Origin of the sequence: Brachybacterium paraconglomeratum (genome assembly GCF_039541415.1) — a bacterium.
Taxonomy (GTDB): domain Bacteria; phylum Actinomycetota; class Actinomycetes; order Actinomycetales; family Dermabacteraceae; genus Brachybacterium; species Brachybacterium paraconglomeratum_A.
The window spans coordinates 514,457-540,351 of the sequence record NZ_BAABGE010000007.1; the positions used below are offsets into that span (position 1 = coordinate 514,457).

27 protein-coding genes are annotated in these 25,895 nt (G+C 68.6%); 11 read left to right on the forward strand and 16 right to left on the reverse strand.

Annotated features, from left to right (window positions below; all coding sequences use genetic code 11):
* Positions 1-2: 2 nt before the first annotated feature.
* Complete coding sequence (locus ABD893_RS11605) at positions 3-758, forward strand: polyprenol monophosphomannose synthase (protein WP_345080052.1); 756 nt, start codon at positions 3-5, stop codon at positions 756-758.
* Between the two features lie 45 nt (positions 759-803).
* The gene (locus ABD893_RS11610) at positions 804-1,436 is read left to right on the forward strand and encodes an FxsA family protein (RefSeq protein WP_345080055.1); all 633 of its coding nucleotides are present in this window, start codon (positions 804-806) and stop codon (positions 1,434-1,436) included.
* Positions 1,437-1,754: 318 nt separating this feature from the next.
* Here the strand turns inward: ABD893_RS11610 and ABD893_RS11615 are convergent, their stop codons facing one another.
* The 5 genes from ABD893_RS11615 to ABD893_RS11635 all read right to left on the reverse strand — a co-directional run bounded on the left by ABD893_RS11615 (position 1,755) and on the right by ABD893_RS11635 (position 6,554).
* The gene (locus tag ABD893_RS11615; RefSeq protein ID WP_345080058.1) at positions 1,755-2,105 is read right to left on the reverse strand and encodes an RNA polymerase-binding protein RbpA; all 351 of its coding nucleotides are present in this window, start codon (positions 2,103-2,105) and stop codon (positions 1,755-1,757) included.
* A 133-nt stretch (positions 2,106-2,238) separates the two neighbouring features.
* Positions 2,239-3,063 (reverse strand): glycerophosphodiester phosphodiesterase family protein, encoded by an 825-nt coding sequence (locus ABD893_RS11620; protein WP_345080061.1) that lies wholly within the window; start codon positions 3,061-3,063, stop codon positions 2,239-2,241.
* Positions 3,035-4,027, reverse strand: a complete 993-nt coding sequence (locus ABD893_RS11625; protein ID WP_345080064.1) for an SURF1 family cytochrome oxidase biogenesis protein — start codon at positions 4,025-4,027, stop codon at positions 3,035-3,037. The genes ABD893_RS11620 and ABD893_RS11625 overlap by 29 nt, the downstream gene beginning before the upstream one ends.
* Complete coding sequence (locus ABD893_RS11630; RefSeq protein ID WP_345080067.1) at positions 4,024-4,542, reverse strand: hypothetical protein; 519 nt, start codon at positions 4,540-4,542, stop codon at positions 4,024-4,026. The genes ABD893_RS11625 and ABD893_RS11630 overlap by 4 nt, the downstream gene beginning before the upstream one ends.
* Positions 4,539-6,554, reverse strand: coding sequence for a hypothetical protein (locus ABD893_RS11635; protein ID WP_345080070.1), 2,016 nt, complete (start codon positions 6,552-6,554; stop codon positions 4,539-4,541). Before ABD893_RS11635 ends, ABD893_RS11630 begins: the two co-directional genes overlap by 4 nt.
* Before the next feature lie 172 nt (positions 6,555-6,726).
* On the opposite strand from ABD893_RS11635, the gene ABD893_RS11640 reads away from it, so the two are divergent.
* Both ABD893_RS11640 and ABD893_RS11645 read left to right on the forward strand, forming a co-directional pair.
* Complete coding sequence (locus ABD893_RS11640) at positions 6,727-7,452, forward strand: beta-ketoacyl-ACP reductase (protein WP_345080073.1); 726 nt, start codon at positions 6,727-6,729, stop codon at positions 7,450-7,452.
* 45 nt (positions 7,453-7,497) lie between these two features.
* Positions 7,498-8,025: a SixA phosphatase family protein gene (locus ABD893_RS11645; protein ID WP_345080076.1), complete on the forward strand. Its 528-nt coding sequence runs from the start codon at positions 7,498-7,500 to the stop codon at positions 8,023-8,025.
* 79 nt (positions 8,026-8,104) lie between these two features.
* Here the strand turns inward: ABD893_RS11645 and serB are convergent, their stop codons facing one another.
* Complete coding sequence (gene serB / locus ABD893_RS11650) at positions 8,105-8,797, reverse strand: phosphoserine phosphatase SerB (RefSeq protein ID WP_345080079.1); 693 nt, start codon at positions 8,795-8,797, stop codon at positions 8,105-8,107.
* Positions 8,794-10,035, reverse strand: a complete 1,242-nt coding sequence (gene glgC / locus ABD893_RS11655) for a glucose-1-phosphate adenylyltransferase (RefSeq protein WP_345080082.1) — start codon at positions 10,033-10,035, stop codon at positions 8,794-8,796. Before glgC ends, serB begins: the two co-directional genes overlap by 4 nt.
* 133 nt (positions 10,036-10,168) lie before the next feature.
* Between glgC and glgA the strand changes: the two genes are divergently transcribed.
* A complete protein-coding gene (gene glgA, locus ABD893_RS11660; protein WP_345080084.1) occupies positions 10,169-11,362 on the forward strand; it encodes a glycogen synthase in 1,194 nt (397 codons plus the stop codon).
* Positions 11,363-11,418: 56 nt separating this feature from the next.
* Here glgA and ABD893_RS11665 read toward each other — a convergent pair whose 3' ends face one another.
* Positions 11,419-12,204 carry a hypothetical protein gene (locus tag ABD893_RS11665; RefSeq protein WP_345080087.1) on the reverse strand — a complete coding sequence of 262 codons (786 nt, stop codon included), beginning with the start codon at positions 12,202-12,204 and terminating at the stop codon, positions 11,419-11,421.
* The gene (locus ABD893_RS11670) at positions 12,201-13,802 is read right to left on the reverse strand and encodes an RNB domain-containing ribonuclease (protein WP_345080089.1); all 1,602 of its coding nucleotides are present in this window, start codon (positions 13,800-13,802) and stop codon (positions 12,201-12,203) included. Before ABD893_RS11670 ends, ABD893_RS11665 begins: the two co-directional genes overlap by 4 nt.
* Before the next feature lie 108 nt (positions 13,803-13,910).
* Here ABD893_RS11670 and ABD893_RS11675 point away from each other — a divergent pair, with 108 nt between their 5' ends.
* Both ABD893_RS11675 and ABD893_RS11680 read left to right on the forward strand, forming a co-directional pair.
* Positions 13,911-14,705, forward strand: a complete 795-nt coding sequence (locus tag ABD893_RS11675) for an ABC transporter ATP-binding protein (protein WP_345080092.1) — start codon at positions 13,911-13,913, stop codon at positions 14,703-14,705.
* A 73-nt stretch (positions 14,706-14,778) separates the two neighbouring features.
* The gene (locus ABD893_RS11680) at positions 14,779-15,558 is read left to right on the forward strand and encodes a TrmH family RNA methyltransferase (RefSeq protein ID WP_425548378.1); all 780 of its coding nucleotides are present in this window, start codon (positions 14,779-14,781) and stop codon (positions 15,556-15,558) included.
* 149 nt (positions 15,559-15,707) lie between these two features.
* Here the strand turns inward: ABD893_RS11680 and ABD893_RS11685 are convergent, their stop codons facing one another.
* From ABD893_RS11685 to ABD893_RS11695, 3 genes are all read right to left on the reverse strand, one after another.
* Entirely contained in the window at positions 15,708-16,736 is a 1,029-nt protein-coding gene (locus ABD893_RS11685) for an ATP-grasp domain-containing protein (protein WP_345080098.1), read from the reverse strand.
* 139 nt (positions 16,737-16,875) lie between these two features.
* Positions 16,876-17,001, reverse strand: coding sequence for a hypothetical protein (locus ABD893_RS11690; RefSeq protein ID WP_345080101.1), 126 nt, complete (start codon positions 16,999-17,001; stop codon positions 16,876-16,878).
* The gene (locus tag ABD893_RS11695; protein ID WP_345080104.1) at positions 17,001-18,032 is read right to left on the reverse strand and encodes an NAD(P)-dependent alcohol dehydrogenase; all 1,032 of its coding nucleotides are present in this window, start codon (positions 18,030-18,032) and stop codon (positions 17,001-17,003) included. The genes ABD893_RS11690 and ABD893_RS11695 overlap by 1 nt, the downstream gene beginning before the upstream one ends.
* Before the next feature lie 199 nt (positions 18,033-18,231).
* On the opposite strand from ABD893_RS11695, the gene ABD893_RS11700 reads away from it, so the two are divergent.
* The 3 genes from ABD893_RS11700 (at position 18,232) to ABD893_RS11710 (ending at position 20,237) form a co-directional block, all read left to right on the forward strand.
* Complete coding sequence (locus ABD893_RS11700; RefSeq protein ID WP_345080107.1) at positions 18,232-18,489, forward strand: metal-sensitive transcriptional regulator; 258 nt, start codon at positions 18,232-18,234, stop codon at positions 18,487-18,489.
* An 86-nt stretch (positions 18,490-18,575) separates the two neighbouring features.
* The gene (locus tag ABD893_RS11705) at positions 18,576-20,006 is read left to right on the forward strand and encodes an MBL fold metallo-hydrolase (protein WP_345080110.1); all 1,431 of its coding nucleotides are present in this window, start codon (positions 18,576-18,578) and stop codon (positions 20,004-20,006) included.
* Positions 20,007-20,045: 39 nt separating this feature from the next.
* Positions 20,046-20,237: a hypothetical protein gene (locus ABD893_RS11710; RefSeq protein WP_345080113.1), complete on the forward strand. Its 192-nt coding sequence runs from the start codon at positions 20,046-20,048 to the stop codon at positions 20,235-20,237.
* Positions 20,238-20,259: 22 nt separating this feature from the next.
* Here the strand turns inward: ABD893_RS11710 and ABD893_RS11715 are convergent, their stop codons facing one another.
* On the reverse strand, positions 20,260-21,492 hold the full coding sequence (locus tag ABD893_RS11715) for an MFS transporter (protein ID WP_345080116.1): 1,233 nt from the start codon (positions 21,490-21,492) through the stop codon (positions 20,260-20,262).
* Between the two features lie 523 nt (positions 21,493-22,015).
* Here ABD893_RS11715 and ABD893_RS11720 point away from each other — a divergent pair.
* The gene (locus ABD893_RS11720; protein ID WP_345080119.1) at positions 22,016-23,464 is read left to right on the forward strand and encodes an HNH endonuclease signature motif containing protein; all 1,449 of its coding nucleotides are present in this window, start codon (positions 22,016-22,018) and stop codon (positions 23,462-23,464) included.
* 7 nt (positions 23,465-23,471) lie between these two features.
* On the opposite strand, the gene ABD893_RS11725 is transcribed toward ABD893_RS11720, so the two are convergent.
* The 3 genes from ABD893_RS11725 to ABD893_RS11735 form a co-directional block, all read right to left on the reverse strand.
* Entirely contained in the window at positions 23,472-23,951 is a 480-nt protein-coding gene (locus ABD893_RS11725) for a hypothetical protein (RefSeq protein WP_345080121.1), read from the reverse strand.
* Positions 23,952-24,110: 159 nt separating this feature from the next.
* On the reverse strand, positions 24,111-24,668 hold the full coding sequence (locus ABD893_RS11730) for a GNAT family N-acetyltransferase (protein ID WP_345080124.1): 558 nt from the start codon (positions 24,666-24,668) through the stop codon (positions 24,111-24,113).
* Positions 24,669-24,713: 45 nt separating this feature from the next.
* A complete protein-coding gene (locus ABD893_RS11735; RefSeq protein ID WP_345080127.1) occupies positions 24,714-25,673 on the reverse strand; it encodes a GNAT family N-acetyltransferase in 960 nt (319 codons plus the stop codon).
* Between the last annotated feature and the right edge of the window lie 222 nt (positions 25,674-25,895).

Consider the following 25,895-nt stretch of genomic DNA (forward strand, 5'->3'; position numbering starts at 1 on the left):
CCATGCATCCCTCCAACGCCCCGCTGCCGCCGACCCTCATCGTCATCCCCACCTTCAACGAGCGGGAGGCGCTGCCGGGCACCCTGGCACGGTTGCGCGCCGCCGTCCCTGCGGCGGATGTGCTGGTCGTCGACGACTCCTCTCCGGACGGCACTGGCGCATGGGCCGAGCAGATGGCGGCGCAGGACCCTGCGGTGCATGTGCTGCACCGCGCTGGTAAGCAAGGGCTGGGGCCCGCCTATCTCGCCGGATTCGCCTGGGGCCTCGAACGTGGCTACCAGCAGCTGGGAGAGATGGATGCTGACGCCTCGCACCGCCCAGAGCAGCTGCCCGGGCTGCTGGAGGCGGTGCGCCGCGGCGCGGACCTCGCGATCGGTTCGCGGTGGATCCCGGGCGGGGCGGTGCACGACTGGCCCCTGCGCCGACAGGTGCTCTCCCAGGGCGCGAACATCTACGTCCGGGTGCTGATGGGACTCGGAGTCTCCGATGCGACTGCGGGCTTCCGGGTGTTCCGTGCGGAGCTGCTCGCGCGGGTGATCGCGGAGGACGTCGCCTCCCAGGGCTACTGCTTCCAGGTGGACATGACCCGCCGCGTCCGTGACCTGGGCGCGGTGATCGTCGAGGTGCCGATCGACTTCGACGAACGCACAGAGGGGGCCAGCAAGATGTCCTCAGGAATCGTCCGGGAGGCGCTGGTGAAGGTGACTCTCTGGGGACTGTCACGTCGTGCCCAGGCGCTTCGCAAGGCCCTGGGCTAGTCTGAACGGGTTCGTCAGCGCAGGAACCGCAGGAGGGAAGCCGTCATGGCCGCACAGCAGCGCAGCAGCTCGGGGGCTTCCGCACGCCCGTCCACCACAGACGGAGCACGGACGTCCTCCCGCTCCGGCTCCACAGCACGCACCGACTCGACCTCACGCTGGGGGACACTGGTTCCGCTGGGGATTGTGGTGCTGGGGCTCGTGGAGCTCGCGATCCTGGTGCTGATCGGCATCAACACCAGCCTCTGGTGGGCTGTGCTCGCCATCGCTGTGGGCTGGGTCATCGGCATCGCGCTGCTGGTCGCCGCCGGCCAGCAGTCCTTCGTGCGGCTGCGCTCCCTGATGCGGGCCGTGCGGGGCCGCGGAGACGTGCAGGAGCATCTGTCACGCCCGGCCTTCACGCTGCTCTCCGCCTTGTTCTTCTTCTTCCCGGGGATCCTCACCGATCTCATCGGCGTCGTCCTGCTGCTCACCCCGGTGCAGCGCCGCTCCGTCAAGGCCATGGGCCTGAGCAGCGGCTCCGAGGGGGCGCGCAAGGTGCTCTACCGTCGCTCCGGCACCGGCGTCATCGATGGCGAGATCATCCTCGACAGCCGCTCGACGGGCAGCACCCGGAACGACGGCGGCACGCCGCCCACCCTCACCCAGGACCCCGACCCCACACACCCCCGGAACTGACTCACCTTCGCGGCCCCAGGGACTGAACCACCCACGCGACCCCGGGGACCGGACCTGTCAGAGGCGTCGATCCCCTCTCACCTGTCGTGTCGAGTCATGCGTGACGACAGTTCACAGGGGATGGGGCCACAAAGTCCTCCCCACCCACCAGCACTGGTTCCCTCGAGGAATGTCCCCTCGAGCAACCCGCACACCAGGATTGCTGCTTACCAGCATCGCGCCCTGGATGACGCAAGAAAACGGGGGCACCCACCAGTCGGTGGGTGCCCCCGCTTCATGCGTGCTCCCTGACAGGAGCGCGTGCTGCTCGGAGAATTCTCAGAGGTTGCGACGCTGGTGGAGCTTGCCGGCGCGCAGCAGCGCGAGGCGCTGGTCGAGGAGAACCTGGAGGTCCTCTTCGCTGCGACGCTCGAGCAGCATGTCCCAGTGGGTGCGCACGGGCTTGCCGGGCTTCACCTCGGGTCGCTCATGGTCACGCAGCAGTGCGGAGGCTCCGCAACGGCACTCCCACACGGCGGGGACGTCGGCCTCGACCGAGAAGGGGAGGACGATGGTGTGGCCGTTGGGGCAGTCGTAGACGGACTCCTGGCGCGGTGCTGCGAGGACGCCCTCGTCGGTTTCCATGGAGAGGGAGCCCAATCGGGTGCCTCGAAGGCTGCGGCTGCTCATGCGGTTCTCGCTTCCTGCAGGGGATGGCGTCCGGACGGTGTGCCGTCCGGTGAGGTATGTGGGGTGGTGGCACTCGAAGGTGTCAACGCGCACGGTGCCGGTTCTGTTCCCAGACCCGGAGGGGCCTTGCTTCTCAGGTGCTGCGAGAAGAACTCGTGAGCAGCTCGGAGAGCAGATCGACCCGATTGGTGATTATACCATCCACCCCCATGTTCAGGAGCTCCTGCATGGCCGGGGCACCATCGATGGTCCAGACGTGCACCTCGCACCCGGCTCTGTGCGCTGCCGCAACATTCGCCGGGGTGACCACTGGGATCCCCTGGTAGACGGGAGGGACCTGCAACGCACCGTAAGGAGCGAGGAGCCGACGGATGACCGGCGCGGGCGCCTCCACGGCACGGGCGGCGAGGAAGCTGGCGATCACGCCGCGCGAAGGGCTGCGCACCGGCAGTGTGCCGGTGGCCGCCTGGATCGTGGCGACGGTCTTGCGGACCACCTCGCCGTCGAAGCCGGCCACACAGACCCGGTCAGCGCTGCGGGTACGGGCGATCGCAGCGACCGCGGGACCGATCGCCGCAGCATCCTTGATGTCCACATTGATCGGGACGTCACCGAAAGTGCCGAGCACGTCCTCGAGCATCGCCAGCGGCTCATCACCGGCGAGCCGCACTGCACCGGCCTCCGGCGCGCTGAGCTGATCGATCCGCCGCTCGTCCCCGGCGACCCTGATCAGATCCTCGTCGTGGACGGCCAGCGCCAGCCCGTCACGGGTGGCGCGGGTGTCCGTCTCGAGCATGTCGGCGCCGGCCGCGAGAGCGTCCTCGAAGGCGCGCATGGTGTTCTCTGCCCCGTCGAGGGCGAAGCCTCGATGGGCGATCTTCCGTGGCCGGGGTCCCGGCAGGAACCTGGACCTCGGGTTGCTGCGGCGCTCAGGGCGCCTGCTGATCGATGAGGGCATCTTCTTCCTCTTCGTCCTGGCCTCGGCGTCGGGCGTGGATCGCACGTCGGGGGCGGTGTTCGGTGGATCGACGGGAAGGGCGTGGCAGGGCAGCGGTGGTGCTGCTTCCCTGTTCCGCCTCCTCATCGTGGTCATGTGGGGGTCGTGGTGCTGCCGACGCGTCCTCGGGCTGCTCAGCCCCGGAGGCCAGCTCCCGCTCCTCGTCCTCCGCCAGCTCGCGGAAGAGCTGACGAGTGCGGTAGATCAGGGCGGCAGGGAAGAACAGTGCGAAGATCCACCACTGGAAGGCATAGGACAGGTGCGGACCGAGGGACGTGTCGGGGGAAGGGAGCGACGCGGGCCGTTCTGCGGCCGGGTCCTCGGCAGCCAGCTCGCCGAAGGCTCCGGTGACCAGGCCCTGATCCGGCAGTCCCATCAGCCCGGCCGACTGCGGGGGATTGACCGAGTGGGTCTGCCCCGGGGGCGGCTCACGGTCCAGGACCGGCTCGGCGGTCCGCAGGCGCGCGGTGATCGTGAGCTCGCCGTCGGGGACCGGTGCGATCTGAGCGGGGGCGGAGGAGTCGGGCTCCTGCGGCACCCAGCCGCGTACCACCAGCAGGGTCGTGCCGTCATCTGCCTGGAACGGCACCAGCTGCCAGTACCCCACCACACCGGAGAGCTGGCGGTTGCGCACGTACAGCACGCACTCGCTGTCCGTGCAGTAGCTGCCGTGCAGGGTGACCGGGGTCCAGACGTCCGTGGCGCTCAACGGTGCCTTCGGGTCCTGGATCACCTGGTCGAGCGCTACCGGGGCGGCCTCATAGTTGGCGTGCACCACGGCCGCCTCATCACGGCGGTTCTCGTAGCGTCCGAACTGCCAGAAGCCCAGCATCACGCAGATCGCCGCAAGGAGCAGCACTGCCACCAGCCCCAGCAACGTCTCGCGGCTGAAGAGGATGCGTCGACGGGCACTGCTCCCGGTCATACGGCGACCGGTGCCACAGCACCCGTCCCAGTCACCGGGACGGCACCCTGCAGATGCCCTGCGGCCTCCGCCATCAACCCGGGCAGATCCTCGATCGCGAAGTCGACCAGCAGCACGAACATCACTGCGGTGAGCGCGGCGAGGACGATGCCCAGCGCGGTGATCGTGATCGTCATGCCGAGCCGCAGTCGCGGTCGCTCCTTGCGGGGCTTCGGCGGAGGAAAGCCGTAGTCCTCGGACTGCAGATGGTTCTCCGCCCACATTCCGGGATTCAGCACAGCGACGGGGTACTGCTCCACCCGCGACCGCGGGCGGGCACCACTGGCAGGAACATCCTCCGAGTCCTGCAACGGTGCTCCGCCGTTGCCTGCGGGCTGGTCCTTCAGCCAGAGCCTCCAACCCGCCGGTACCGGTCCCCAGGAGTGCTGGGGTCGGAAGTCCGCCGGCGGGATCCATCCGTCATGCGGAGGCTCCGGCCAGTGGGGCGGCGGGTTGAAGCGCTGGCGCTGGGTCACGCAGGAACGTCCCAGGAGTACTGATCGGAGCGAGAGTCGAAGACCATCTTGTTACCGCCGGCACGCTTCACATCGAAGAGGAGCTTGAGCGTGTACTCCTCTCCTGCCTGATGGTCGGTCGGCCCGTCAGTTCCGGAGCTCTTGAGGCCGAAGCTCGCGGTGGCAGGCTCCACGGCGCCGCCGTAGGGGGTCTGGACCTCGAACCGGAACGGGTTCATGGACAGTTCGCCCTCCGTCACGGTCAGCTTGGCGGTGAGCACGAGGTACTCGCCCTGCTGCGCGTCCTCGACGGCACCTCCGTAGCTCTTCTCGAGTTCGCTGCCGGGCACGTAGACCATGTGGACGGCCAAGGTGCCTGTGCCATCAGGCCCGACGACGTCGATCGGCTCGGCCGACGGATCGATCGTGGCGAGATCGGTCGGAATCGGGATCTCTTCCTCGGTGGTCTCCTCTTCCGTGGCCTCTTCCTCGGTGGTCGCCTCCTCCGTGGGCTCCTCCTCGGTGGTCTCGTCCGTCGTCGGATCCCCTCCCTGCGCGGTGGTGGGATCGCCGCCACCGGTCTCGTTGCCGCCCGAGCGGGTGAACAGGAAGATCCCGCCGACAGCGATCAGCGCGAGCACCAGCACGATCACGACCAGGCAGCCGACCCACCAGAAGCGCTGGATGATGCCCTTCTTCGGGGGCTCCCCGGCGCCTGTCGACGCGGTCCAGCCCGACCCGGTGTCGATGCCCGGGGAGTTCTGGCTGTAGCCCGGTGCGGGATAGTCCGAGGCAGAGCCCTGCCCCGGGTAGTCGGGCGCGGAGCCCTGGCCGTAGCCCTGTGCGGGGGAGGCCTGGCCGTAGCCCTGCGCGGGGGCGCCCTGGCCGTAGCCCTGCGCGGGGGCGGCCTGGCCGTAGCCCTGTGCAGGCGAGCCCTGGCCGTAGGCGGGGGCGGAGGAGCCGTCGCCATAACCCTGGGAGGGTGATGCCTGCCCGTAGCCCTGGGAAGGCGATGCCTGACCATAGCTGGGAGCAGCCGCGTCCTGGCCGTAGCCCTGGCCGGCGGGCTGCTGGCCGTAGCCCTGACTGGGGGAGGCCTGACCGTGAGCCTGACCGGAAGGATCCTGCTGGCCGGAGGCAGCTGCTGCGCCGGCAACCCCGCCGGCAGCAGCGGCGCCGGCTGCCATGCCGTAGCCGGCCCCCTGGGTGCCGTCAGCGTTCTGGCCGCCGTCATCGGTGGCGACTGGTGCTGCTGATTCGTACGGCGCCTGCTGGGCGAGGTCGGCTTCGAAGTCCGGGCCCGCGTATTCGGCGGTCTCGGACGATCCTTCCGCCTGCGCAGCCTGGGAGCTGCTGTCCTCGGGCGTGATGTCCTCGCGCCGTCCGGAGTCTGCGACGTGCGTGGCGTCGTCGTGGACGCCCGCGTCGGGCTCCGTGCTCATGGCGGGCGTTGCCGTGACGGCGGGCTCTGCCGCATGGCGACCGGTCGACTCCGCCGGAACAGAGGCATCCTGCCCGTCGCTCAGAGGTGCGGACGCACCCTCAGCGGACGGGCCAGTGTTATGCGCGGCGGGCGCTTGCCCGTAGGGGTTCACTGCACCGTACTGCCCGGTGGGCGCCTGCTGATCGCTCGCTGCCTGCTCCGCGGAAGCCGCCGGCTCCGCAGCCGAAACCTGTTCCGCGGCGGGGGCCTGCGCTGCGGCGGGGGCCTGCGCTGCGGCGGGAGCCTGCGTGCTCGAAGCAGCCTGTTCGCCGGTGGAGACCAGGCGGGTGGCGTCGTCAGCGTCCTCTGCAGGAGCCGAAGGTGCCTGCTCATCGATCGATGCAGCATGAGCGGCATGGGCGCTGACAGGAGCTTCCGGCTGTTCAGGTGCCTGCTCCGGCTGCGGTGCCGGTGCCTGCTCGGACGCGGTCCAGAAGTTCCAGCCGTCGGGAGCGGGGCCCCACGCGGGGTCCGGCTGCCAGCCGGGTGGCGGGCTCCAGTTGGCATCGTCGATCGGCCAGTTCGGCGGAGGATTGAAGCGATATGCCATCGGGCAGCACCTTCCGGGGCGATGTTCGTGGACGGGTACCCCCCATGGATCCCGACACTCTCTCGCCCCGTATCGTAGAGCACTAGCCCATGCCGAGGCGTTCTGCCTCACCGCATGACATCGTCCTTCATGAGGGCATTCCGCCCCGTCCACCTCTCTCCCAGGAGTCTGAATGTCCGACGCCACCATCGAGCCGCGCAGTGTCCTCATCACCGGAGGGAACCGGGGGATCGGACGCGCGATCGCCGAGGAGTTCCTTCGTCGGGGGGACAAGGTCGCTGTGACCAGCAGGTCCGGACAGGGTGGCCCGGACGGCGCGCTGACCGTCGCCGCCGACGTCACCGACGGGGAGAGCCTGGATGCTGCGATCAAGACGGTCGAGGAGGCCCATGGCCCGATCGAGGTGCTGGTCGCGAATGCCGGGATCACCGATGACCAGCTGCTGCTGCGGATGAGTGATGATTCCTTCGAATCCGTGATCGACACCAACCTCTCCGGTGCATTCCGCACCGTCAAGCGAGTCATCAAATCGATGATGCGCAAGAAGAAGGGCCGCATCGTGCTGATCAGCTCGGTGGTGGGCCTGTACGGCTCGCCCGGGCAGGTCAACTACGCCGCCTCGAAGTCGGGCCTGATCGGCATCGCCCGCGCGCTCACTCGTGAGCTCGGCTCTCGTGGGATCACCGCGAACGTGGTGGCGCCCGGGTACATCGACACCGAGATGACGCAGGCGCTCACCGAGGACCTCCAGGCCGCCTATCGCAAGGCGATCCCGGCCGGCCGCTTCGCGGATCCCTCGGAAGTGGCGAAAGCTGTCACCTTCCTGGCGAGTGATGACGCGGCATACATCTCGGGGGCAGTGATCCCCGTCGATGGCGGCCTCGGCATGGGACACTGACCCAGAACCTGCACCACCGAACCCCTAAGGCGTGAACGCACCTCCATGTCATCTTCCGACCCCGACAGTCGTCTGCTGCTCCTGATGCGTCATGGCAAGGCGGAGAGCGGGTCCGGCCAGCCGGACCACGCCCGTGCCCTCGCCGAGAAGGGTGAGGCCCAGGCGCGCCTCGTGGGGGAGTACCTCGCCGCGCAGAGCGTGCGGGTCTCCCGAGTGCTGGTCTCCGACGCGCTGCGCACGACCCAGACCTGGGAGGCGACGGCCTCGATGATGCCCGGCTTCGACGGCGAGGTCTCGTTCCATGAGGACATCTACACGGGCGGAGCCGCCGAGCTCCTCGCCCTGGTGCACGGCGTCGAGTCCCGACACTCGGTGGTGCTGGTCATCGGCCATGAACCGACCATCTCGACCCTCAGTGCGGTGCTGGCCGACGATGACTCCGACGCCGGAGCGGTCGCCCAGGCCCGGATCGGCATGCCGACAGGTGGCCTGGCGGTGCTCTCGAGCGGGGTGGATGGCTGGGACGAGCTGCAGGAGGAGTCGGCGACTCTGCACACCATCGTCCGCCCCTGAGCTGACCGATCTAGAGAAGGTGGACCCCCGCCGCCCGGGCCGTGAGGCCGGGCGACGGGGGTCTGTCATCCGCAGAGGGTCAGCGGTCGGTGCTCGCCCCCGCAGCGCTCTCGAGATGCGGCCAGGCGTCGAGCAGCGACTCTCCGTCGATCTCCACGTCGGCGATCTCCCGGAGCGCCGGCTTGGCTCGGAACGCGATTCCGGTACCGGCCGCGATCAGCATCTCCCGGTCGTTCGCCCCATCGCCCATAGCGATGATCCGGGCGGTGGGCACCTGATGCTGCGCCGCGAACTCCTCGAGGGCGCGGCGCTTGGCGGGGCCATCGATGATCGGTCCTGAGACACGCCCGGTGAAGCGGCCACCTGCGATCTCGAAGCGGTTGGCGCGCACGTGATCGATGCCGATCTCCGAGGCCAGCTCGTCGATCACCTCGTGGAAACCACCGGAGACCAGCGCGGTCACCCAGCCGGCAGACTTCGCACGACGCACCAGCTCGAGGGCGCCCGGGGTGGGTACCAGCACTGCCCGGACCTCGCCGAGCACGGCCTCGTCCAGTCCTTCGAGCAGCGCGACCCGGGCGCGCAGGGACTGTGCGAAGTCGAGCTCACCGCGCATCGCGGCGGTGGTGATCTCCTCGACCTGGTCCCGTACTCCGGCGTGCTCCGCGACGAGCTCGATCACTTCCTGGGTGAGGAAGGTCGAGTCGACGTCGGAGATCAGCAGTCCGGTCGCCGTGCGGGCGGAGGGGGCGGTCGCCTCCGCTGCCGTCACGGGGTGATGACCGTGCCCTTGCCGAGCACCGTGATGCCCGACTCCGTGACCACCCAGCCGCGCGCACGATCCTTCGCGGCATCCAGTCCGATCTGTGTGCGTGGGGGCACCACGACCCCCTTGTCGATGATGGCGCGGTGGATCTGGCAATGGCGACCCACGATCACGTCATCCATCAGCACCGAGTCCGAGACGTTCGACCACGAGTTCACGCGCACGCCCGGCGAAAGGACCGAGCTGGAGACCTGTGCACCGGAGACGACGACTCCGGGGGAGATCACCGAATCCACGGCGGAGCCGACGCGACCCGGCCCGGCATGGACGAACTTCGCGGGCGGCGCATTGCGGTGGCCGGTGTAGGTGGGCCACTTGTCGTTGTAGAGGTTGAAGACGGGATGGATCGAGATCAGATCCATGTGCGCGTCGTAGAACGCATCCAGCGTGCCGACGTCCCGCCAGTAGTCGCGGTCCCGGTCGGTGGAGCCGGGCACGTCATTGCGGATGAAGTCGTACACCGCCGCATCGTTCTTCGCGACGAAGGAGGGGACGATATCCCCGCCCATGTCGTGCTTCGAGTTCTCGTCCTCGGCATCCCGGGTGACCGACTCGACCAGCGCGTCGGCGTTGAAGATGTAGTTGCCCATCGAGGCGAGGATCGAGCCGGGATCATCGGCCAGCCCCTCGGTCTCGCTCGGCTTCTCGACGAAAGCTCTGATGGTGGTGGGATCCGAAGAATCGGTCTCGATCACACCGAACTGATCGGACATCTCGATCGGCTGCCGGATCGCTGCGACGGTGCAGGACTTCCCGGACTCGATGTGGGCATCCAGCATCTGCGAGAAGTCCATGCGGTAGATGTTGTCGGCGCCGACCACCACCACGTAGTCGGGCTTCTCATCGTGGATGAGGTTCAGGGACTGGGCGATCGCGTCGGCGCTGCCGCGGAACCAGTGCTTGCCCATGCGCTGCTGCGCGGGGACCGGTGCGACGTAGTTCCCCAGCAGGGAGCTCATCCGCCAGGTCTGGGCGATGTGCTTGTCGAGGGAGTGGGACTTGTACTGCGTGAGCACCACGACGCGCAGATAGCCGGAGTTGGCGATGTTCGAGAGGGCGAAATCGATGAGGCGGTAGATGCCGCCGAACGGCACCGCGGGCTTAGCCCGATCAAGGGTCAGCGGCATCAGCCGCTTCCCCTCGCCGCCGGCGAGGACGATGGCGAGAACCTTTTTGGACGACATGGTGCGAGGATAGTCCAGAAGTGGCACCCATCACGCCGGTCTTCGTCCCTCGGACCAAAGAGCATCTGAGGCGCAGTCCGACGTCAGACCCTGCCCATGAGAATCCGATCCAGCCCATGAGAAGGAGCCTGACATGCGTGTCGATCTGCTTACCAAGGAGTACCCGCCTGAGGTCTACGGCGGCGCCGGCGTCCACGTCGCTGAGCTGACCAAAGTGCTCCGCCCCCACATCGATGTCCGGGTGCGGGCCTTCGGCGCGCAGAGAGACGAGGAGGGGACCACCTCCTACTCCACCCCTGCGGAGCTCGAAGGGGCCAACGCTGCGCTCTCGACACTGGGCACCGACCTGCTGATCGCCGCGGACTGCGCGGGCGCGGACCTCCTGCACTCCCACACCTGGTACGCGAACTTCGCCGGCCACATGGGCTCTTTGCTGCATGGCATCCCGCATGTGCTCTCCGCCCATTCCCTCGAGCCCCTGCGGCCGTGGAAGGCCGAGCAGCTCGGCGGAGGCTACGCGGTGAGCTCCTTCGCGGAGCGCACAGCATATGAGGGTGCCGCTGGCGTCATCGCGGTCTCGGCGGGGATGCGCGAGGACATCTTGCGGTCCTACCCGACGGTCGACCCCGCCAAGGTCCACGTGGTCCACAACGGCATCGACATCGAGTCCTGGGCCCCGAATCCGGAGACCTCCGCGCTGACCAGCCGGGGCATCGACCCGGAGGCGCCGACGATCGTGTTCGTCGGCCGCATCACCCGTCAGAAGGGCCTGCCGTACTTCCTGCGGGCCGTACGCGATCTGCCCGCTGACTACCAGGTGGTGCTCTGCGCCGGCGCCCCGGACACCCCGGAGATTGCCGAGGAGGTCAGCGGTCTCGTCGCCGAGCTCTCCAAGGAGCGCGGCAACGTGCACCTGATCACCGAGATGCTGCCCCGGCACGAGCTCACCCAGATCCTCACCCACGCCACCACCTTCGCGTGCCCGAGCATCTACGAGCCGCTCGGAATCGTGAACCTCGAGGCGATGGCCTGCGGGATCCCGGTGGTGGCTTCCGCCACCGGCGGCATCCCTGAGGTCGTCGTCGACGGAGAGACCGGGTATCTGGTCCAGCTCGACCAGGTGACCGACGGCACCGGCACTCCGGTGGATCCCGAGAAGTTCATCGCGGACACCCGTGATGCGCTGGTGAAGATGGTCTCGGACCCCGTGCGGGCGAAGCAGATGGGCGAGGCCTCACGGCGCCGGGCCGCCGAGCACTTCTCCTGGACCTCGATCGCCGAGCGCACTCTGGAGGTCTACCGGACGGTGATCGCGCAGAGCTCCTGAGCTACTGGGCTCCAGAGCTCCCGCGCATCGGGTGAGCATCGGGGCGGCGAGCGGGTTCAGCCGGTCTGCTCGGCGAGGATCCGCTCGACCGCCTCGATGAGGGCGCCGCGAGCCACCTCATGCAGCTCGTCGAGCAGTCCGCGCCGGGCCAGCGCCTCGGCGAGGTGCACGGTGTGACCGTGCCCCTCGTCGATCTCGGCGCGGGTGAGCAGCAGGGTGCGGGCGGCGAGCACCAGCAGATGCGCCGCGGAGCTGTCGAGGTGGCGGGGCAGCGCGGTGGAGATCCAGCCGGGCGGGATCCGGGCGGGTTCCACCGGCTCGTCCGGCACCAGATCCAGTTCGACGCTCCCGGTCGCGGCCCGGCGCAGGGCTTCCAGCAGCTCCTGCCGCGCGCTGCCGGAGGTGGCGGCAGGCGGCACCTGAGCACCGACCGGTGCGGCTGCGCGCGCCCAGGAGACGGCACTGGCCGGGCGTCCCTCATGCTCGACGGAGGAGAGGACGGGGACCAGCGTGTGATCGGCGATGCCCGCGGCGGTGACCACGATCGCCTGTTCCACCTCGAGCGCGAGCGAGATCACGGAGGGCGGGCCGACGAGACCTGCCAGCCGGCCGGGGACGGGCAGCACCAGCCGCAGCTGCGCGAGCGGCAGTCGTCGCAGCCCGGTCATCCAGCTGAAGAGATCCTCTCCCTCCCCGCTGGGCCCGCTGCGCCCCACTCCGTAGCTCATCTGCGCCGCGTCGTCGGGCCCCATGTCGCCCCGCAGATAGGCGGAGACCCACAGCATCAGCACCGCTGCGCGGGGCAGCGCGACCAGGTCCTTGCCCGCAGCGGCCTCGCTCATGCCGGAGTCCCGTCGGAGCTCTTCGACCCTTCGGCCCCGAGGGCAGCGTCGGTCGCCCGGGCAGGATCGGCGGCGACGAAGACGGCGCGGCGCTTCGCCGGGTCGACCGACTCGAGCCGGACCCGCACCACCTCGCCGGCTTCGGCATCCATCGGCACCCAGGCCGTGATCGGCGGGTCCGTCAGCTGCACCTCGACGCGGGTGGGCGCGCCACCGTTCCCGTTCCCGTTGCTACCACTGCTGCCGTTGCCGCCACCGTCGCCGTTCCCGTTGCTGGACTCGGTCGCCTCCCGACGCTCCAGGACGGTCGCGTCGAACTCCTCGCCCTCCCAGGCGGCGAGCGCGGCGGTCTCCACCAGGTCGATCGCTGTGCGCTCCAGGTTGCCGGCGCGCGCACCGGCCGCGCGCATCGCGTCGGGGATCTGGGCCATCGCCGCCAGCAGCTCCGGTGAAGGGGTGCGGCCGGAGACGTGGTCGTCGCAGACCAGCAGCACGAACCGATCCACCAGGCGACGCAGCGGCGCGGTGGTGTGCGCGTAGGGGGCGGCGATCGCAGACTGCTCCGGGTCTGCGGGGACCTCGGCAGCGCTCGCGAACGCTGCATAGCCAGCGCCCCGGAACAGGGAGGTGGCCAGATTCAGCAGCGCCAGATGCGTCGGCTCATGCCAGTCCAACGAGCGCAGGAACTCCCCATAGCTCTGCTCGGTGCTCCAGGGGATCCCGAGCACGTCGCTCTGACGGCGGAAGCGGTCCACCGCCTGCTGCTCTGCCGGCGGCATGGTGCGCAGGATGCCGGCGCCGTGTTCGAGCATCAGCGAGGCCGCCGCCATCCCCGTCATCAGGGAGATCTGCGCGTTGTCATCCTCGATCGGATTGGGGCGGCGCCAGCTGAGCTGCACCACCTCACCCTCGGCGACGATCTCCTGCTCGGGCACGTTCAGGCTCGCACCGCCGCGCTGGGCCTCCAGCTGGGTGCGCAGCGCACCGATCTCCTGGAGCAGGAGCATCATCGGCCGCCCCTCGCCGCGATCGAGCTCCTCCTGCACCTGGTCGTAGGCGAGCTTCTGCACGGAGCGGATCAGCGCGCGCTCGAGGCCGATGCTGTGCACCTCGCCCGCGCCGTCGAGGTCGAGCACCCAGACGAATGCCGGGGTGTCCTGATCGGGCAGCAGGGAGGCGGCGCCCTCGGAGAGCAGCTCGGGGTGCAGGGGGATCCGCCGGTCCGGCAGGTAGAGCGTCTCGCCGCGCTCGCGCGCCGCATGATCCAGCAGGCCGTCGAGCTCGACGAACCAGGGCACATCCGCGATCGCGTACAGCACCCGGTACCCGTTCTCTGTGCGCTCGAGGTGCATCGCCTGGTCGAGGTCGGTGGAGCTGGCGGGATCAAGGGTCACGAACGGGACCTCGGTGCGGTCCACGCGGTCCGTGGCAGAAAGATCCTGCGCAGCGGCGCGTTCCGCCTCGGCGAGCACCTCGGGGGAGAACTGGAGCGGGAAGTCGCCCTCCTGGTCCGCGAGCAGGGCATCGATGCCCTCGCGGATCACGTCAGCGGCGATGGACCCTCGGGGGGCGTGCAGGGAGACGGGCCGATGCGACACGAGCACCTCCTGGAGCGGCGATTCGGGCTCGGTCAGTCTAGGGGTGGGACCTCGGCTTCACGGCCGGGTCGACCGGTTCAGGGCCTTTCAACCGATAGGCTGGGAGCCATGTCCGTCGCAGCAGCTTCCTTGAACGATGTCACCGTCCGCCGCAGCGGGGCGCCGATACTCGATGGGGTCTCCCTCGAGGTGAAGGAGGGGGAGCGCTGGGCGGTCCTCGGCCCCAACGGCGCCGGGAAGTCGACGCTCGTGCGTCTGCTCTCCGCCCGCATGCATCCCACCAGCGGAAGCGTCGAGATCTTCGGCGAGCGGCTCGGCAGGGTCGACGTCTTCGAGCTGCGACCACTGATCGGTCTGGCCAGCCAGGAGCTGGCCGACACCATCCCGGCCGACGAGACCGCGGAGAACGTCGTGGTCACCGCCGGATACGGAGTGGTGGGCCGCTGGCGCGAGGAATACGAGCAGCTGGACCTCGACCGGGCCCGCACCCTGCTGGCCGCCTTCGGCGTGGGCGATCACAGCACCCGGATGTTCGGCACCCTCTCCACCGGCGAGCGCAAGCGCGTCCTCGCCGCCCGGGCGCTGATGACCGATCCCGAGCTGCTGCTGCTGGATGAGCCCGCAGCGGGCCTGGACCTCGGCGGCCGCGAGTCCCTCGTGCGCACCCTGGGCCGGCTCGCGAAGGACCCCGCGACTCCGGTGACCGTGCTGGTGACCCACCACGTCGAAGAGATCCCGCCCGGCTATACCCATGTCGCACTGCTGCGTGAGGGCGCCGTGGTCGCCGCAGGGCCCATCGGCGAGACCCTCACCTCCCAGAACCTCACCCGCACGTTCGGCCTGCCGCTGATCGTCGAGCAGCGCGGCGAGCGGTACACCGCCCGCTCGCTCTCCCTGAACTGACCGGCTGGTGGAGCACCCTCAGCTGCAGCAGGTCACCGACCTCGCCGATCCGGCGCTGGACGACTACCTGCGCATGACCGACGTCCGCCTGCGCTCCCGCGTCGAGGTGGAGCGTGGCCTGTTCATGGCCGAGAGCTACGAGGTGATCTCCCGGGCGATCGAGGCCGGGATGGCGCCGCGCTCCTTCCTCATGAACGAGAAGTGGCTCGCGAAGTTCGCTCCGCTCTATGAGCAGTTCCCTGACGTGCCCGTCTACGCCGGGGAGGAATCGCTGGTCGAGCAGCTCACCGGCTTCAACCTGCACCGCGGGGCGCTCGCGTCGATGCAGCGGCCCGAGCTCCCCTCCGTCGAGGAGCTGCTGCGCACCGCCCGCACCGTCGCGGTGATCGAGGACATCGTGGACCACACGAACGTCGGCGCCATGTTCCGCTCCGCCGCCGCGCTCGGGGTCGACGCGGTGCTGGTGACCCCGCAGTGCGCGGACCCGCTGTACCGCCGCTCGATCCGAGTCTCGATGGGCACGGTGTTCCAGGTGCCGTGGACGCGCCTGGAGGCCTGGCCGCGCGAGGGCGTGGACCTGCTGCACGAAGCTGGCTTCGACGTTCTTGCACTGGCCCTCACCGACGGGGCCGTCGCACTCGAGCACGTGGACCTGGGGCCGGAGCGCAAGGTCGCCTTCGTGCTCGGCGCAGAGGGTCACGGGCTGAAGCCCGCCACACTGGCCGCGGTCGATGCACATGTGGTGATCCCGATGGCCGGGGGAGTGGACTCCCTGAACGTCGCCGCGGCCAGCGCCGTCGTGTTCTGGCAGCGCCGCGCCGCGCTCATCGCGTCCGGCGCGCCAGCAGGCTGATCGCATTGGGCAGGCGGCCGTCCCAGGCCGCTGCCCGAGCGCCGTCCTCCGGCATCCAGAACGGGTCAGGATGCTCCGCCAGATGCAGCAGCTCGAACCCCGCCCCGAGCACCGTCATCACGAGCTGCGCAAGGGTGCACGTCCCGGCATCAGCCCTCGTCCGTCTCGCGTTCCTCGTGCAGCAGGGAACCCAGGTAGCGGGCGATGTGCCGGGCGGCGGGGAATTCCAGAGATGCCTCGACCTCAGGGTTGTAATTGGTGTTGGTATTGATGTCGTAGGTGACGGTACGGCCGTCGACCGTCGTCATGTACTCGATCCCGGCGATCTCGATGCCCAGCTCGGTCAGCAGCGCTTGGTACCGGCGGATCAGTGGCGTGCTTGCTGTCACCTCGGGGCGGATCCGGAACATCGGCTCCGCCGCCTCGTCCTGGCCGGGAACGGCGCAGGCCTCAGCGGGGCACAGCTCGAAGCCCCCACCGGAGGTGTCCACCCGCACGGCATAGACGAACTCCCCACCGACGAACTCCGCACGGGTGATGGCGGGCTCGTCGGCGATCAGCAGCTCCTGCAGCAAGGTGATCCCGTCCGCGGCGTCCTCGAATTCGTTGCTGTGCACGTAGTCGGCGAAAGCGGAATGGTCGTCGAAGCGACGCACCCCGAGACCCTTGCCGCCCTGATTGTGCTTGGTCAGGAACGGAGCCCGGAAGCCTTCGGCCGCGTCGATCAACCTGTCGCGCCCGAAGACTGCGAGGGTGCGTGGCACGTCGAAACCGGCGCGACGCAGCTGGGCGTGCTGAATGACCTTGGAGACCTCGAGGTCCGCGACATGCTGGCCGTTGACCACCCGGCGGCCCCAGGAGGCGGCCCAGGCGGTGATCGAGCGGGCGGCATCCTTGGCGAGCGGGGCGTTGCGGGTGTGCGAGGAGGCGCTGAGGCGCGACCAGATCACTCCGCGGGGCGGTTCGGAGTCCAGGTCGAGGTGCCCCTCCCCGAGGGGCCATTCGACCAGCGGCACCCCCTCGGCCTCGAAGGCCCGGCGGAACGGTGGCAGCCACTCGGGATTGTCGTGCAGCACGTGCACGGCGTACTGAACCGGAGACTGGTCCGGCGTGGTGGCGGCGGGGGTGTCCGATGCCAGATGCACGGCGGGCACGACGGCGATGGGAGAGGCGGACATCATCAGCTCCTATGGGGGTATAAACCAGCTCTTTAGACCACCCCTCCTGGTACCTCCGGGATAGTGGCGTACGCGGATCAACTGCAGCGGGCCGGCGTCCTGGCGGAGCACCCTCCCCACACGGACGACGGCGTCGCGATCAGCCAGTCGAGATCCTCCGCCCCGCACCCCTCTCCTCGACGACCCGGCGCGCCCAGGCCTCGAAGGCACCCTGTCGATCCACCAGCGTGCCGTCGAGGTCCAGCAGCACCCGCAGGCGGGGCATCAGAGCGTGATCTGCAGCTTCACATCCGTCGGGCGTCCTTCGAGGAAGCGCTCGAAGGCCTGCACGGAGTCCTCGAAGGCGAAGGTCTCCGAGACGAAACGGGAGAGGTCCACGGCGTCGGTGGCGGCGAGGTCGATCGCCTTCTGGTAGACGTTCGCGTACCGGAAGACCGTCTCCAGGGAGATGCCGCGGCTCTGCACGGTGGCGATGTCGAAGGGCACCGGATCCACCGGCATGCCCACCAGCACGATGCGGCCGCCCGGGGCGGGCAGCTCCCAGAGCTTCTTGTAGGCGGGGGCGGCGCCGGTGGCCTCGAAGACCACCTGCGGGCCCCAGCCGCCGGTCTCGGCGCGCACCCGCTCGCCCAGGTCCTCCTTGGTGGCGTCGACCGTGACGATGCCCTCGAGTCCGTCGAGCAGGGCGAGCTTCTCGGGCAGCACGTCGGAGATGAAGACCTGGCTGGCTCCGCCGGCGCGGGCGGCGATCGCGGTCATGATCCCGATGGTGCCGGCGCCGACGACAGCGGCGACGTCGCCGGGCTTGATCCCGGCCTTCGTCGCGGCGTACATGCCCACGGAGAACGGTTCGATGAGCGCACCCTCGGCGAAGCTGAGGCTGTCGGGAAGCTGGAACGTGAACGCTGCGGAGTGGATCACCTCGTCGACGAGGCAGCCGTGCACGGGCGGGGTGGCCCAGAACTGCACGCCGGGATCCACGTTGTAGTTGCCTTCGCGCACTGCACGGGAGCTGGGGTCGGGCACGCCGGGCTCCATCGCGACCCGGTCACCGGGGGAGAGGTGGGTGACGCCCTCGCCGACCTCGACGACGGTGCCGGCGCCCTCGTGTCCCAGGATCATCGGGGCTTCGACCACGAAGGGGCCGATCTTGCCGTCAGTCCAGTAGTGCACGTCAGAGGCGCAGATACCGACGGTGTGCATCTTGATCCGGACCTGCCCCGGACCGGGAGCACCGACGGGCTCGACCTCCTCGATCGACATCCGGTTCTTCTCGTGCAGCATCAGTGCGCGCATGCGGAGGCTCCTTCGCTCAGGCGGGACGGGCTGTTCATTGCCCTGGAGGAAACTCTGCCATACCCCCGCCTGCAGGACTTTGCCTGTTCGCGGCAGCGCCGTGGTGTGCCGTTCCGTGGTCGTTCACCGTCCCCTCGTAGGCTTGAGCTTCATACCCCCTGGGGTATAAAATCGTCGCACCCGACCCCAGGAGCTTTCTGTGCAGCTGAACCTTGATGAGCTCACCCCCACCGTCCATCGCCTCAAGCGCGCCGAGGGGCAGCTCGCTGCTGTCGTGCGGATGCTCGAGGAGGGGCGGGATTGCAAGGACGTCGTCACGCAACTCGCGGCCGTGTCCAAGGCGCTGGACCGGGCCGGATTCGCGATCATCGCCAGCGGTCTCGAGCAGTGCTTGAAGAACCCCGAGGAGAGCTTGGACAAGAAGGACATGGAGAAGATGTTCCTGTCCCTCGCCTGACCTCCGGCCGACGCGGTCAATGCCGCCCGGCCACCACATTCACCCACCTATGCACCACCGTCCATTCCAGAACCGCAGGAGGAATCATGCTTCTCGAGCGCATCTACGATGAGGATCTCGCCCAGGCCAGCTACCTGATCGGCTGTCAGGCCAGCGGGGAGGCGCTCGTCGTCGATCCTCGGCGCGATGTCCAGCAGTACCTGGACCTCGCCGCCCGCCATGGCCTGCGGATCGTCGCCGTCACCGAGACGCATGTGCACGCCGACTTCCTCTCCGGCACCCGCGAGCTGGTCGCGGCGACCGGCGCGACCGGCTACGTCTCCGGCGAGGGTGACGAGGACTGGACCTACCGCTTCGATGCGGAGGTCCTGCATGATCTGGACACCCTCACGCTCGGCAACGTCACCATCACCGCCCGGCACACGCCCGGCCACACCCCGGAGCATCTGTCCTTCCTGGTCACCGACGGTGCCGTCACGGACGAGCCCGGCTACTACCTCACCGGGGACTTCGTCTTCTCCGGCGACGTGGGCCGGCCGGACCTGCTGGACGAGGCCGCCGGATTCCAGGACACCCGCTTCGCCGGCGCGAAGCAGCTGTTCGCCTCGCTGAAGGACTCCTTCCTCACCATCCCCGACCACGTGCAGGTCTTCCCCGGCCACGGCGCCGGTTCCGCCTGCGGCAAGGCCCTCGGCGCGCTGCCCTCGACCACCGTCGGCTACGAGCGCAGGTTCGCCTGGTGGGCGCCCTATCTCGCCAGCGACGACGAGCAGGGCTTCGTCGACGAGCTGCTCGACGGCCAGCCCGACGCGCACGCGTATTTCGCCCGCATGAAGCGCCAGAACGTCCAGGGCCCGGCCCTGCTCGGCGAGCGGCCGCCGCTCACGGAGCTCTCGACCGCACAGGTCGCGCACAGCCTGGACGACGGCACCATGGTCTTCGTCGACGTCCGCCCGCAGGGTGAATTCCACCGCGGCACGGTCGACCGTGCACTGACCGTCCCCAGCGCCGCCAAGGCAGCGAGCTTCGGGGCCTGGGCCTATGACCCTGACGCCGAGGACACGCCGCTGGTGCTGCTCGCACCCGACGCCGAGGCAGCTGAAGAGATCCGCGACCACCTGGTGCGCGTGGGCATCGACCGCGTCGCCGGGTACACCTCGACGCTCGAGGGCCTGCCGCACACCGTCCCGGAAACGATCGCGCCGGCGGACTTGGAAGGCTTCCTGTCCCAGCACGAGGGCGCCCATCTGCTTGATGTGCGCAACCGCACCGAGCACGCCGACGGCCACCTCCCCGGATCACAGCAGCTCAACGCAGGCAAGGTCCTCTTCCACCAGGACGCTCTGCCCGCCCCAGAGGCCGGCCCGCTGGTGACCTACTGCCAGTCGGGCGTGCGTAACGCCGTGGCGGCGGCCGCGCTGCGCCGGGCCGGCTTCGAGGTGGTCGAGCTCGAGGGCAGCTACGCGGGTTGGGCCTCCTGGGCGGCTCAGAACGCCCCTGATCAGCTCGTCTCCTGAAGAGTAGATCCCTCACCAGATTCTTGGAAAGGACTCGCCATGTGTCGAGCCGTCACCTGCCGCACCTGCGGCAAGACCACCTGGGCCGGATGCGGCCAGCACATCGATCAAGTCATGGCCGGGGTGGCCGCCGCCGACCGCTGCCGCGGGCATGAGGATGCCCCCGCCGCCGCGGGGTCCGGGCGCGCCGGTCAGTCCAGCGGATTCTTCGCTCGACTGTTCGGTCGCTGAGCCTCGGGAGACGCGGGGCGGGTCACGCAGTGATCGTGTCGAGGGCGTCCTGTGGTCCGGCGCCTCTGCTCACAGCGCAGATGAGAAGCGCCAGCAGGATCGTCGCCCCGGCGAGCAGCCACCATCCCCATCCACCGTTCAGGGCGATCGCGGCGCCGAGAAGTGCGGGCGCCACGGAGGACATCAGCCCGTTGCTGATCCCATAGAAGGCGCCGTACTGACCCTGCTGCTGCGCAGGCGCCAGCCGGAACAGCAGCTCCATCGTCCCGGCGCTGTACAGCACCTCTCCCGCCGTGTGTGCTGCGAGGAAGACGATCAGCACGAGCACCAGCACGCCCGGTGAGGACGACCAGCCGGAGAGGAAGAACAGGTAGGAGAGCGCGAGGCGGAGGGCGCCGACGACCAGCCGCCTGCTCGCCGCTGCGACACTCTCGATTCCCGCGCTCGCTGGCACCTGGAAGGTGGCGGTGAACAGGGCGTTCAGCGCGACCAGAAGGCCGACGACCCAGATCAGCTCCGGATGATGGATCACCGCCCACAGGGGGAGTGCGAAGGACAGTACGTGCAAGTAGATCCCGATCGCACCGTTGGCGAGCGAGAACACGGCGAATCGCCGATCGGGGAGCACCGGGCGCGGTCGCCCTGGAGCCCCGGGCGGGGCAGGCGGAACCGTGATGCCCAGCAGCAGCATGGCGGCGATGACGAAGGTGAGAGCATTGCCGAGGATCGCGATCCGGAACGCCGCCAGCTCGCCGCTGGCCAGGACCAGCCCGGCCAGCAGGGCACCGGCAGAGACGCCGAGGGTGAGCAGGGACCTGAGCGAGGCTCGGGCGAGCGCCGGATTCTCGTGTGCGAGGCGCCGGATCAGAGTGGTGTTCGAGGACATGCACAGCCCCTGCCCGAGGCTGATCAGGCACAGCGCGACTACGAAGCTCGCCTCATCCCAGACCGCCAGCAAGAGGGCGGTGGAAAGAGCGGAGAGCGCGAGCCCGGCCAGAAGCACCGGCTTCGGGCTCGAGGCATCGGAGAACCTCCCGCTGACCAGATCACCCCCGATCGCGAGCACGGTGGCGAGCACCAGGGCGACGGAGACGACGCCGACCGAGAAGCCGAGGTGCTGGGTGTAGAAGAGGATGCTGATCGTCGCGAAGAGCCCATTGCCCAGCGCATTGACTCCAGTCAGCAGTGCGAGCGTGCGCATCGCGCGCGAGGCCCTCAGCGTCGCGGCCGCGGTGACGTAAGGGGCGATGAGCATTGCCCTGAGAGAAGGGAGGCTTCGATCGTGGACATTTCTCATGCGCCGAGAATAGTGCTGCACGCATCGAATATGCGAATTTCTTTTCTGACGAGATTGCGCGCTGACCTGTGTTACCGTCCGGACGTTTCCGTCCAGGGTGGAATCACTCCTTGCGGCGCAAGAGGGATTCTGTCGAGATTCCTAGACGGCGCCTATTTGGTGCGTAGATTGGTCATTCCTGAAATCCTGCAGGACCGCCGCAGAGCCCACCCTCGCCTCGAGCCATTCGTCGACAGTGACCTGTGACCACCGTGCATGGCGTGACGATTCCTCCACAGTGGTGGCTTATCCACAGAACCCAGCGGCACCTTTCCTCCCCACCACCTACTTATCCACAATATCCACAGATTCGACCCGGGGGCTTGTGCTGACATCGGATGTTGATAAAATAATGAGATGACGATGTGTTGATTTGTCGGCCGTTCACGGGTCTTCCCCTGGTGAGCATTCCGCAGTGGATCCCGAGGGGGAGGTGTGTGCGATGGGTGATCTCTATGAGAGCGCGAATGTGCCGTTCGATGAGAGCGGGGCTGACGGGACTCCCGCACGGCCGGCCCCCACTCCGGCCGCCCCCGTCCTCCCGGAGCATCTGCGGCCCGTCCACGCGGCCTCGATCGAGGAGAGCCACCGGCTGGCCGCACGGTTCACCGCACTCGCGCCGTCGTTCCACGACACCGAGTGCGAGGGCTACGACGAAGACGTCGCAGAAGCCGAGCTCCTCTCCGTCGCTCTGGCTCTGCGCTGCACCCGGACCGTCGCGGGCCGCATCGTTCACGACTCCCACATCGCAGTCACCCAGCTCCCGCGCACGCTGATCCGTCTGGGAAGTGGGGAGTATCCCGCGGCCTGGTTCGATCGCATCCTGCGCCGCACCCGCCATCTCACCCCACGCCAGATGGGGCAGGTGGACAGCGCCACTTCGCTCTGGTCCGCCACCCTCACCACCGAGCAGTTCCATCAGCGGCTCTCCCGGTTGCTCAGCCGGCTGGAATCCCAGCAGGAGACCCCGGCGCACCTCACTCCCGAGGGTCGGCGCCGGGTGGAACTGCTGCCCACCCGGGACGACGGGATCGGATGCCTGAGAGTGATCGGCCCCGCCCCGGAGATCCTTGCCCTCGCTCAGCGGCTCGATGCCGCCGCTCGCGCCGTCCAAGCCGCTCAGCGCCACGCCCTGGAAGCGGGGGAGGCCCCGCCGGTGGACCCGCGCGGGACGGTCGCCGAGACGGCGATGACCGCTTCCCTCGCCCTGATCCAGTACGACCTGCTGGGCGGCGCCGCCTTCGATACCGACGGGGTCCAGGTGTCGAAGCCCCGTTTCCGCCTCAACGTCACCGTGCCCGTCATGACCATGCTCGGCGGCTCTCAGGAGCCCGGCCTGCTGGAGGGGACGATCCCGATCCCCGCGGCGATGGCTCGCGAGCTGGCCGGTCAGAGCGACACCTGGTACCGGGTGCTCACCGATCCGTGCAGCGGAGCATTCCTACCGCTGCCTGCGGAGGTCTACACGCCGACCCGTGCCATGCTCGAACATCTGCGGCTGCGCAACACCACCTGTGCTGTTCCCGGATGCACGCGCCCTACCTCCTGGGCCTCCGAGGCGGACCACATCGAGGAGTACAACCACGGAGATCCGGAGCGCGGCGGCCTCACCGAGATCGAGAACCTGCATCTCCTGTGCTGGCAGCATCACCGCGCGAAGACCGCGGGGCTGATCGACCCGACCCGATTACCGTGCACCCCCGGCCTGCCGGGACGGACCGCCTGGTCGATCCAGGATCGAGTGCACGTGATCGTCCGCGACAACGAGGATCTCGCGAGCCCCTATATGACGCGTGAGCTCATGGACTCCTGGACACGTCACCAGGCAGGGCTCGATGCGAAGCGCCGAGCGCTCGAGCGGCTGAAGAACCCGCCGCTCCCGCCGTACTGACCGGGCTCTACATCATACTTTCGGCAAGAACGAAGATATTTGGGTCTGCGGTGCGACATTCGATCAATTCGCTGCCGTCAGCTTGCACGGATATCGACCGACAGGCCGTCAACTCGGGGACCGCGGAGACGTCGTGCACTTCTGCCAGCTGTTCCGTGATGCCGTGGGCCGTGAGTAGAGCAATGTGGTCGGTGCCGCTCGCCTGATCAGGAAGGATCCAGGGTGGAGAGTCGGCGGTGCCATAGACGTACACCGCAGATCCATCTCCATGGAATCCATCCTTGTCTTCGATCGCGTCAATGAGCTCGGCGCCCCCAGCTGGGAGTACATTCCAGTTCTCTTCGAGAGCCCACTCCGCATCGAAGGTGTCGGTCGCAACAGTGAATGTATGGACCGCAAGGAAGTAAAGACCTATCGGCAGTCCAATGATCAACGCGACGGCAAAAATGGCAAGCAGTACCTGGAATCTGTCGACCGTCTTCTCCACGGTTCCCCCTTGTGCCAGGATTTTCCGATCTGGCGAACGCTACTGCAGCGAGGCGTGAATGGGAGGGAGTGATGACGGGGGTTCTGTGAAGAGGCGGGGGAAGGGGGCAATTCCGGGTGTGGACAACCCGCTGACCGCAAAGATCGAGCGGCCATCGCCTCACAGGACGTACTCGAAGAGGTGGAACTGGCTGAGATCGGTGCCCTCGTAGCGCACCGTGTGGCATCCCAGGTCGTGGAATCCGCAGCGAGCGTAGAGCCGCCGCGCCGGAATGTTCTCGACGTAGGTGTCCAGCCTGACCGTGCGGAGCTTCCAGTCCCGGGCGAGCTGGAGCGAGGACTCGACCAGATGGCGGGCGACCCCTCGGCCGAGAAAAGCGGGAACGACGCCCAGAGCATGCACCACCAGCACCTCGTCCGGCGTCGCATCGATGGCCCAGGTCGCGTCGGCGTACTGCTCCGCCGCGTCGTAGTTCAGCACGGCGACCCCGGCGATCGTCTCCGGCTGCGTGTCCGTCCTGTCGGCGCCAGCGCGGGTGATGGCGAGGTAGAGCTCTCCTGCCTCGATCCAGGCCGCGACCTCGTCCGGGGTCGGATGGTTCTCGGTGTGCCAGTGCGGGAAGTCGACGGTCGCCGCGAGGTGATCGATGATCGCCCGATAGGCCGCCTGCGCGGCAGGGACGTCGTGCCGCTCCGCGCGTCGGAGGCTCAGATCCATGCGGGGAAGTCCTTCTGAAGGTCGGTCGGGAAGCGTGGCGGAGCGTCAGCGGACGAGCCGGACCTCGGCGAGGTCGAGCGTCTCGTCGACGTGACGGGCACCATCAGGAGTGAAGCCGTTGCGCTCATAGAACCGGCGCGCGCGGGGGTTCTCCGCGGCGACCCAGAGCTGGGCGGGGACGTCCGCAGGGAGCACCGCCTCGAGCAGGGCCTGGCCGGCCCCGCTGCCGTGATGCGCGGAGAGCACATAGAGCGAATACAGCTCCCGGTCGCGCACCGGCGCATGAGGGCCGATCTGTCGTCCCGTATGCGCGATGGCGAGGCCGATGATCTGACCAGCGGATTCCGCGACGGTCACGGCAACTCCGCCGTCGAGCCATCGCTGCCAGGTCGCAGCGCGCTGCTCAAGAGTGTCGGTCTCCCAGTGCGACGCCGGAAGCAGCTCGGAGTAGGTCTCAACCCACGAGGCGTGATGCACTGCCGCGCAGCCATGGGCATCCTCTGTCGTGGCGGGACGGAGAGTGAAGATCCGGCCTGGATCGTCCTGCCAGCGCACCCACGCAGCAGCCGTTCCGGGCCACGGGGCGGCGGTCGGCACGAACCCTTCCCGCTCGTAGAAGCGGCCGGCATCCGAGTTCTCCGAGACGTACTCGGTGAGCAGACCGCGGCGCCGTGCCCGGGCACGATCCTTCGCGGCGGAGATCAGCTCGTGCCCGATTCCTGAGCGCTGCTGCGAGGGCAGGACGTAGAGCTTCCACAGGACCAGGTCGTCACCGAGCTCCGCGACCTCAGCCATGCCCACGACCCCCTGCGCGGTCTCGGCAACGTCGATGCCTCCGGCCTCGATGGCGGTACGGAGGGCATCGGCGCTCCAATAGCTATCCAACGCGTCGAGGACATAGCGGGCACCCTTGAGCGGCCCGTAGGTAGGAGGCCATGTCGAGAAGCCGATGAAGCGCACGGCGTCGAGATCCTCAACGACGGCCCGACGGATTGTGATGCTCATGACCGGCATGTATACCAGCCCTGGTGCTGATCGACCCAGTCCCCACCTCCTGCCTCCTGTGGCTCGGAGCCGCCCCGCCGCCGTCTGTCACACCCCTCCCAGAGGCTTCGCATGTACGTTCGAAGTCACGACCTGGACGCCTTGAGCACTACCCCTTCTGGGCGTACAGTTCGAACCCCTGTTCGAACATGTGTGTGAGCGGAATGGCGAGAGGCGGAAGGA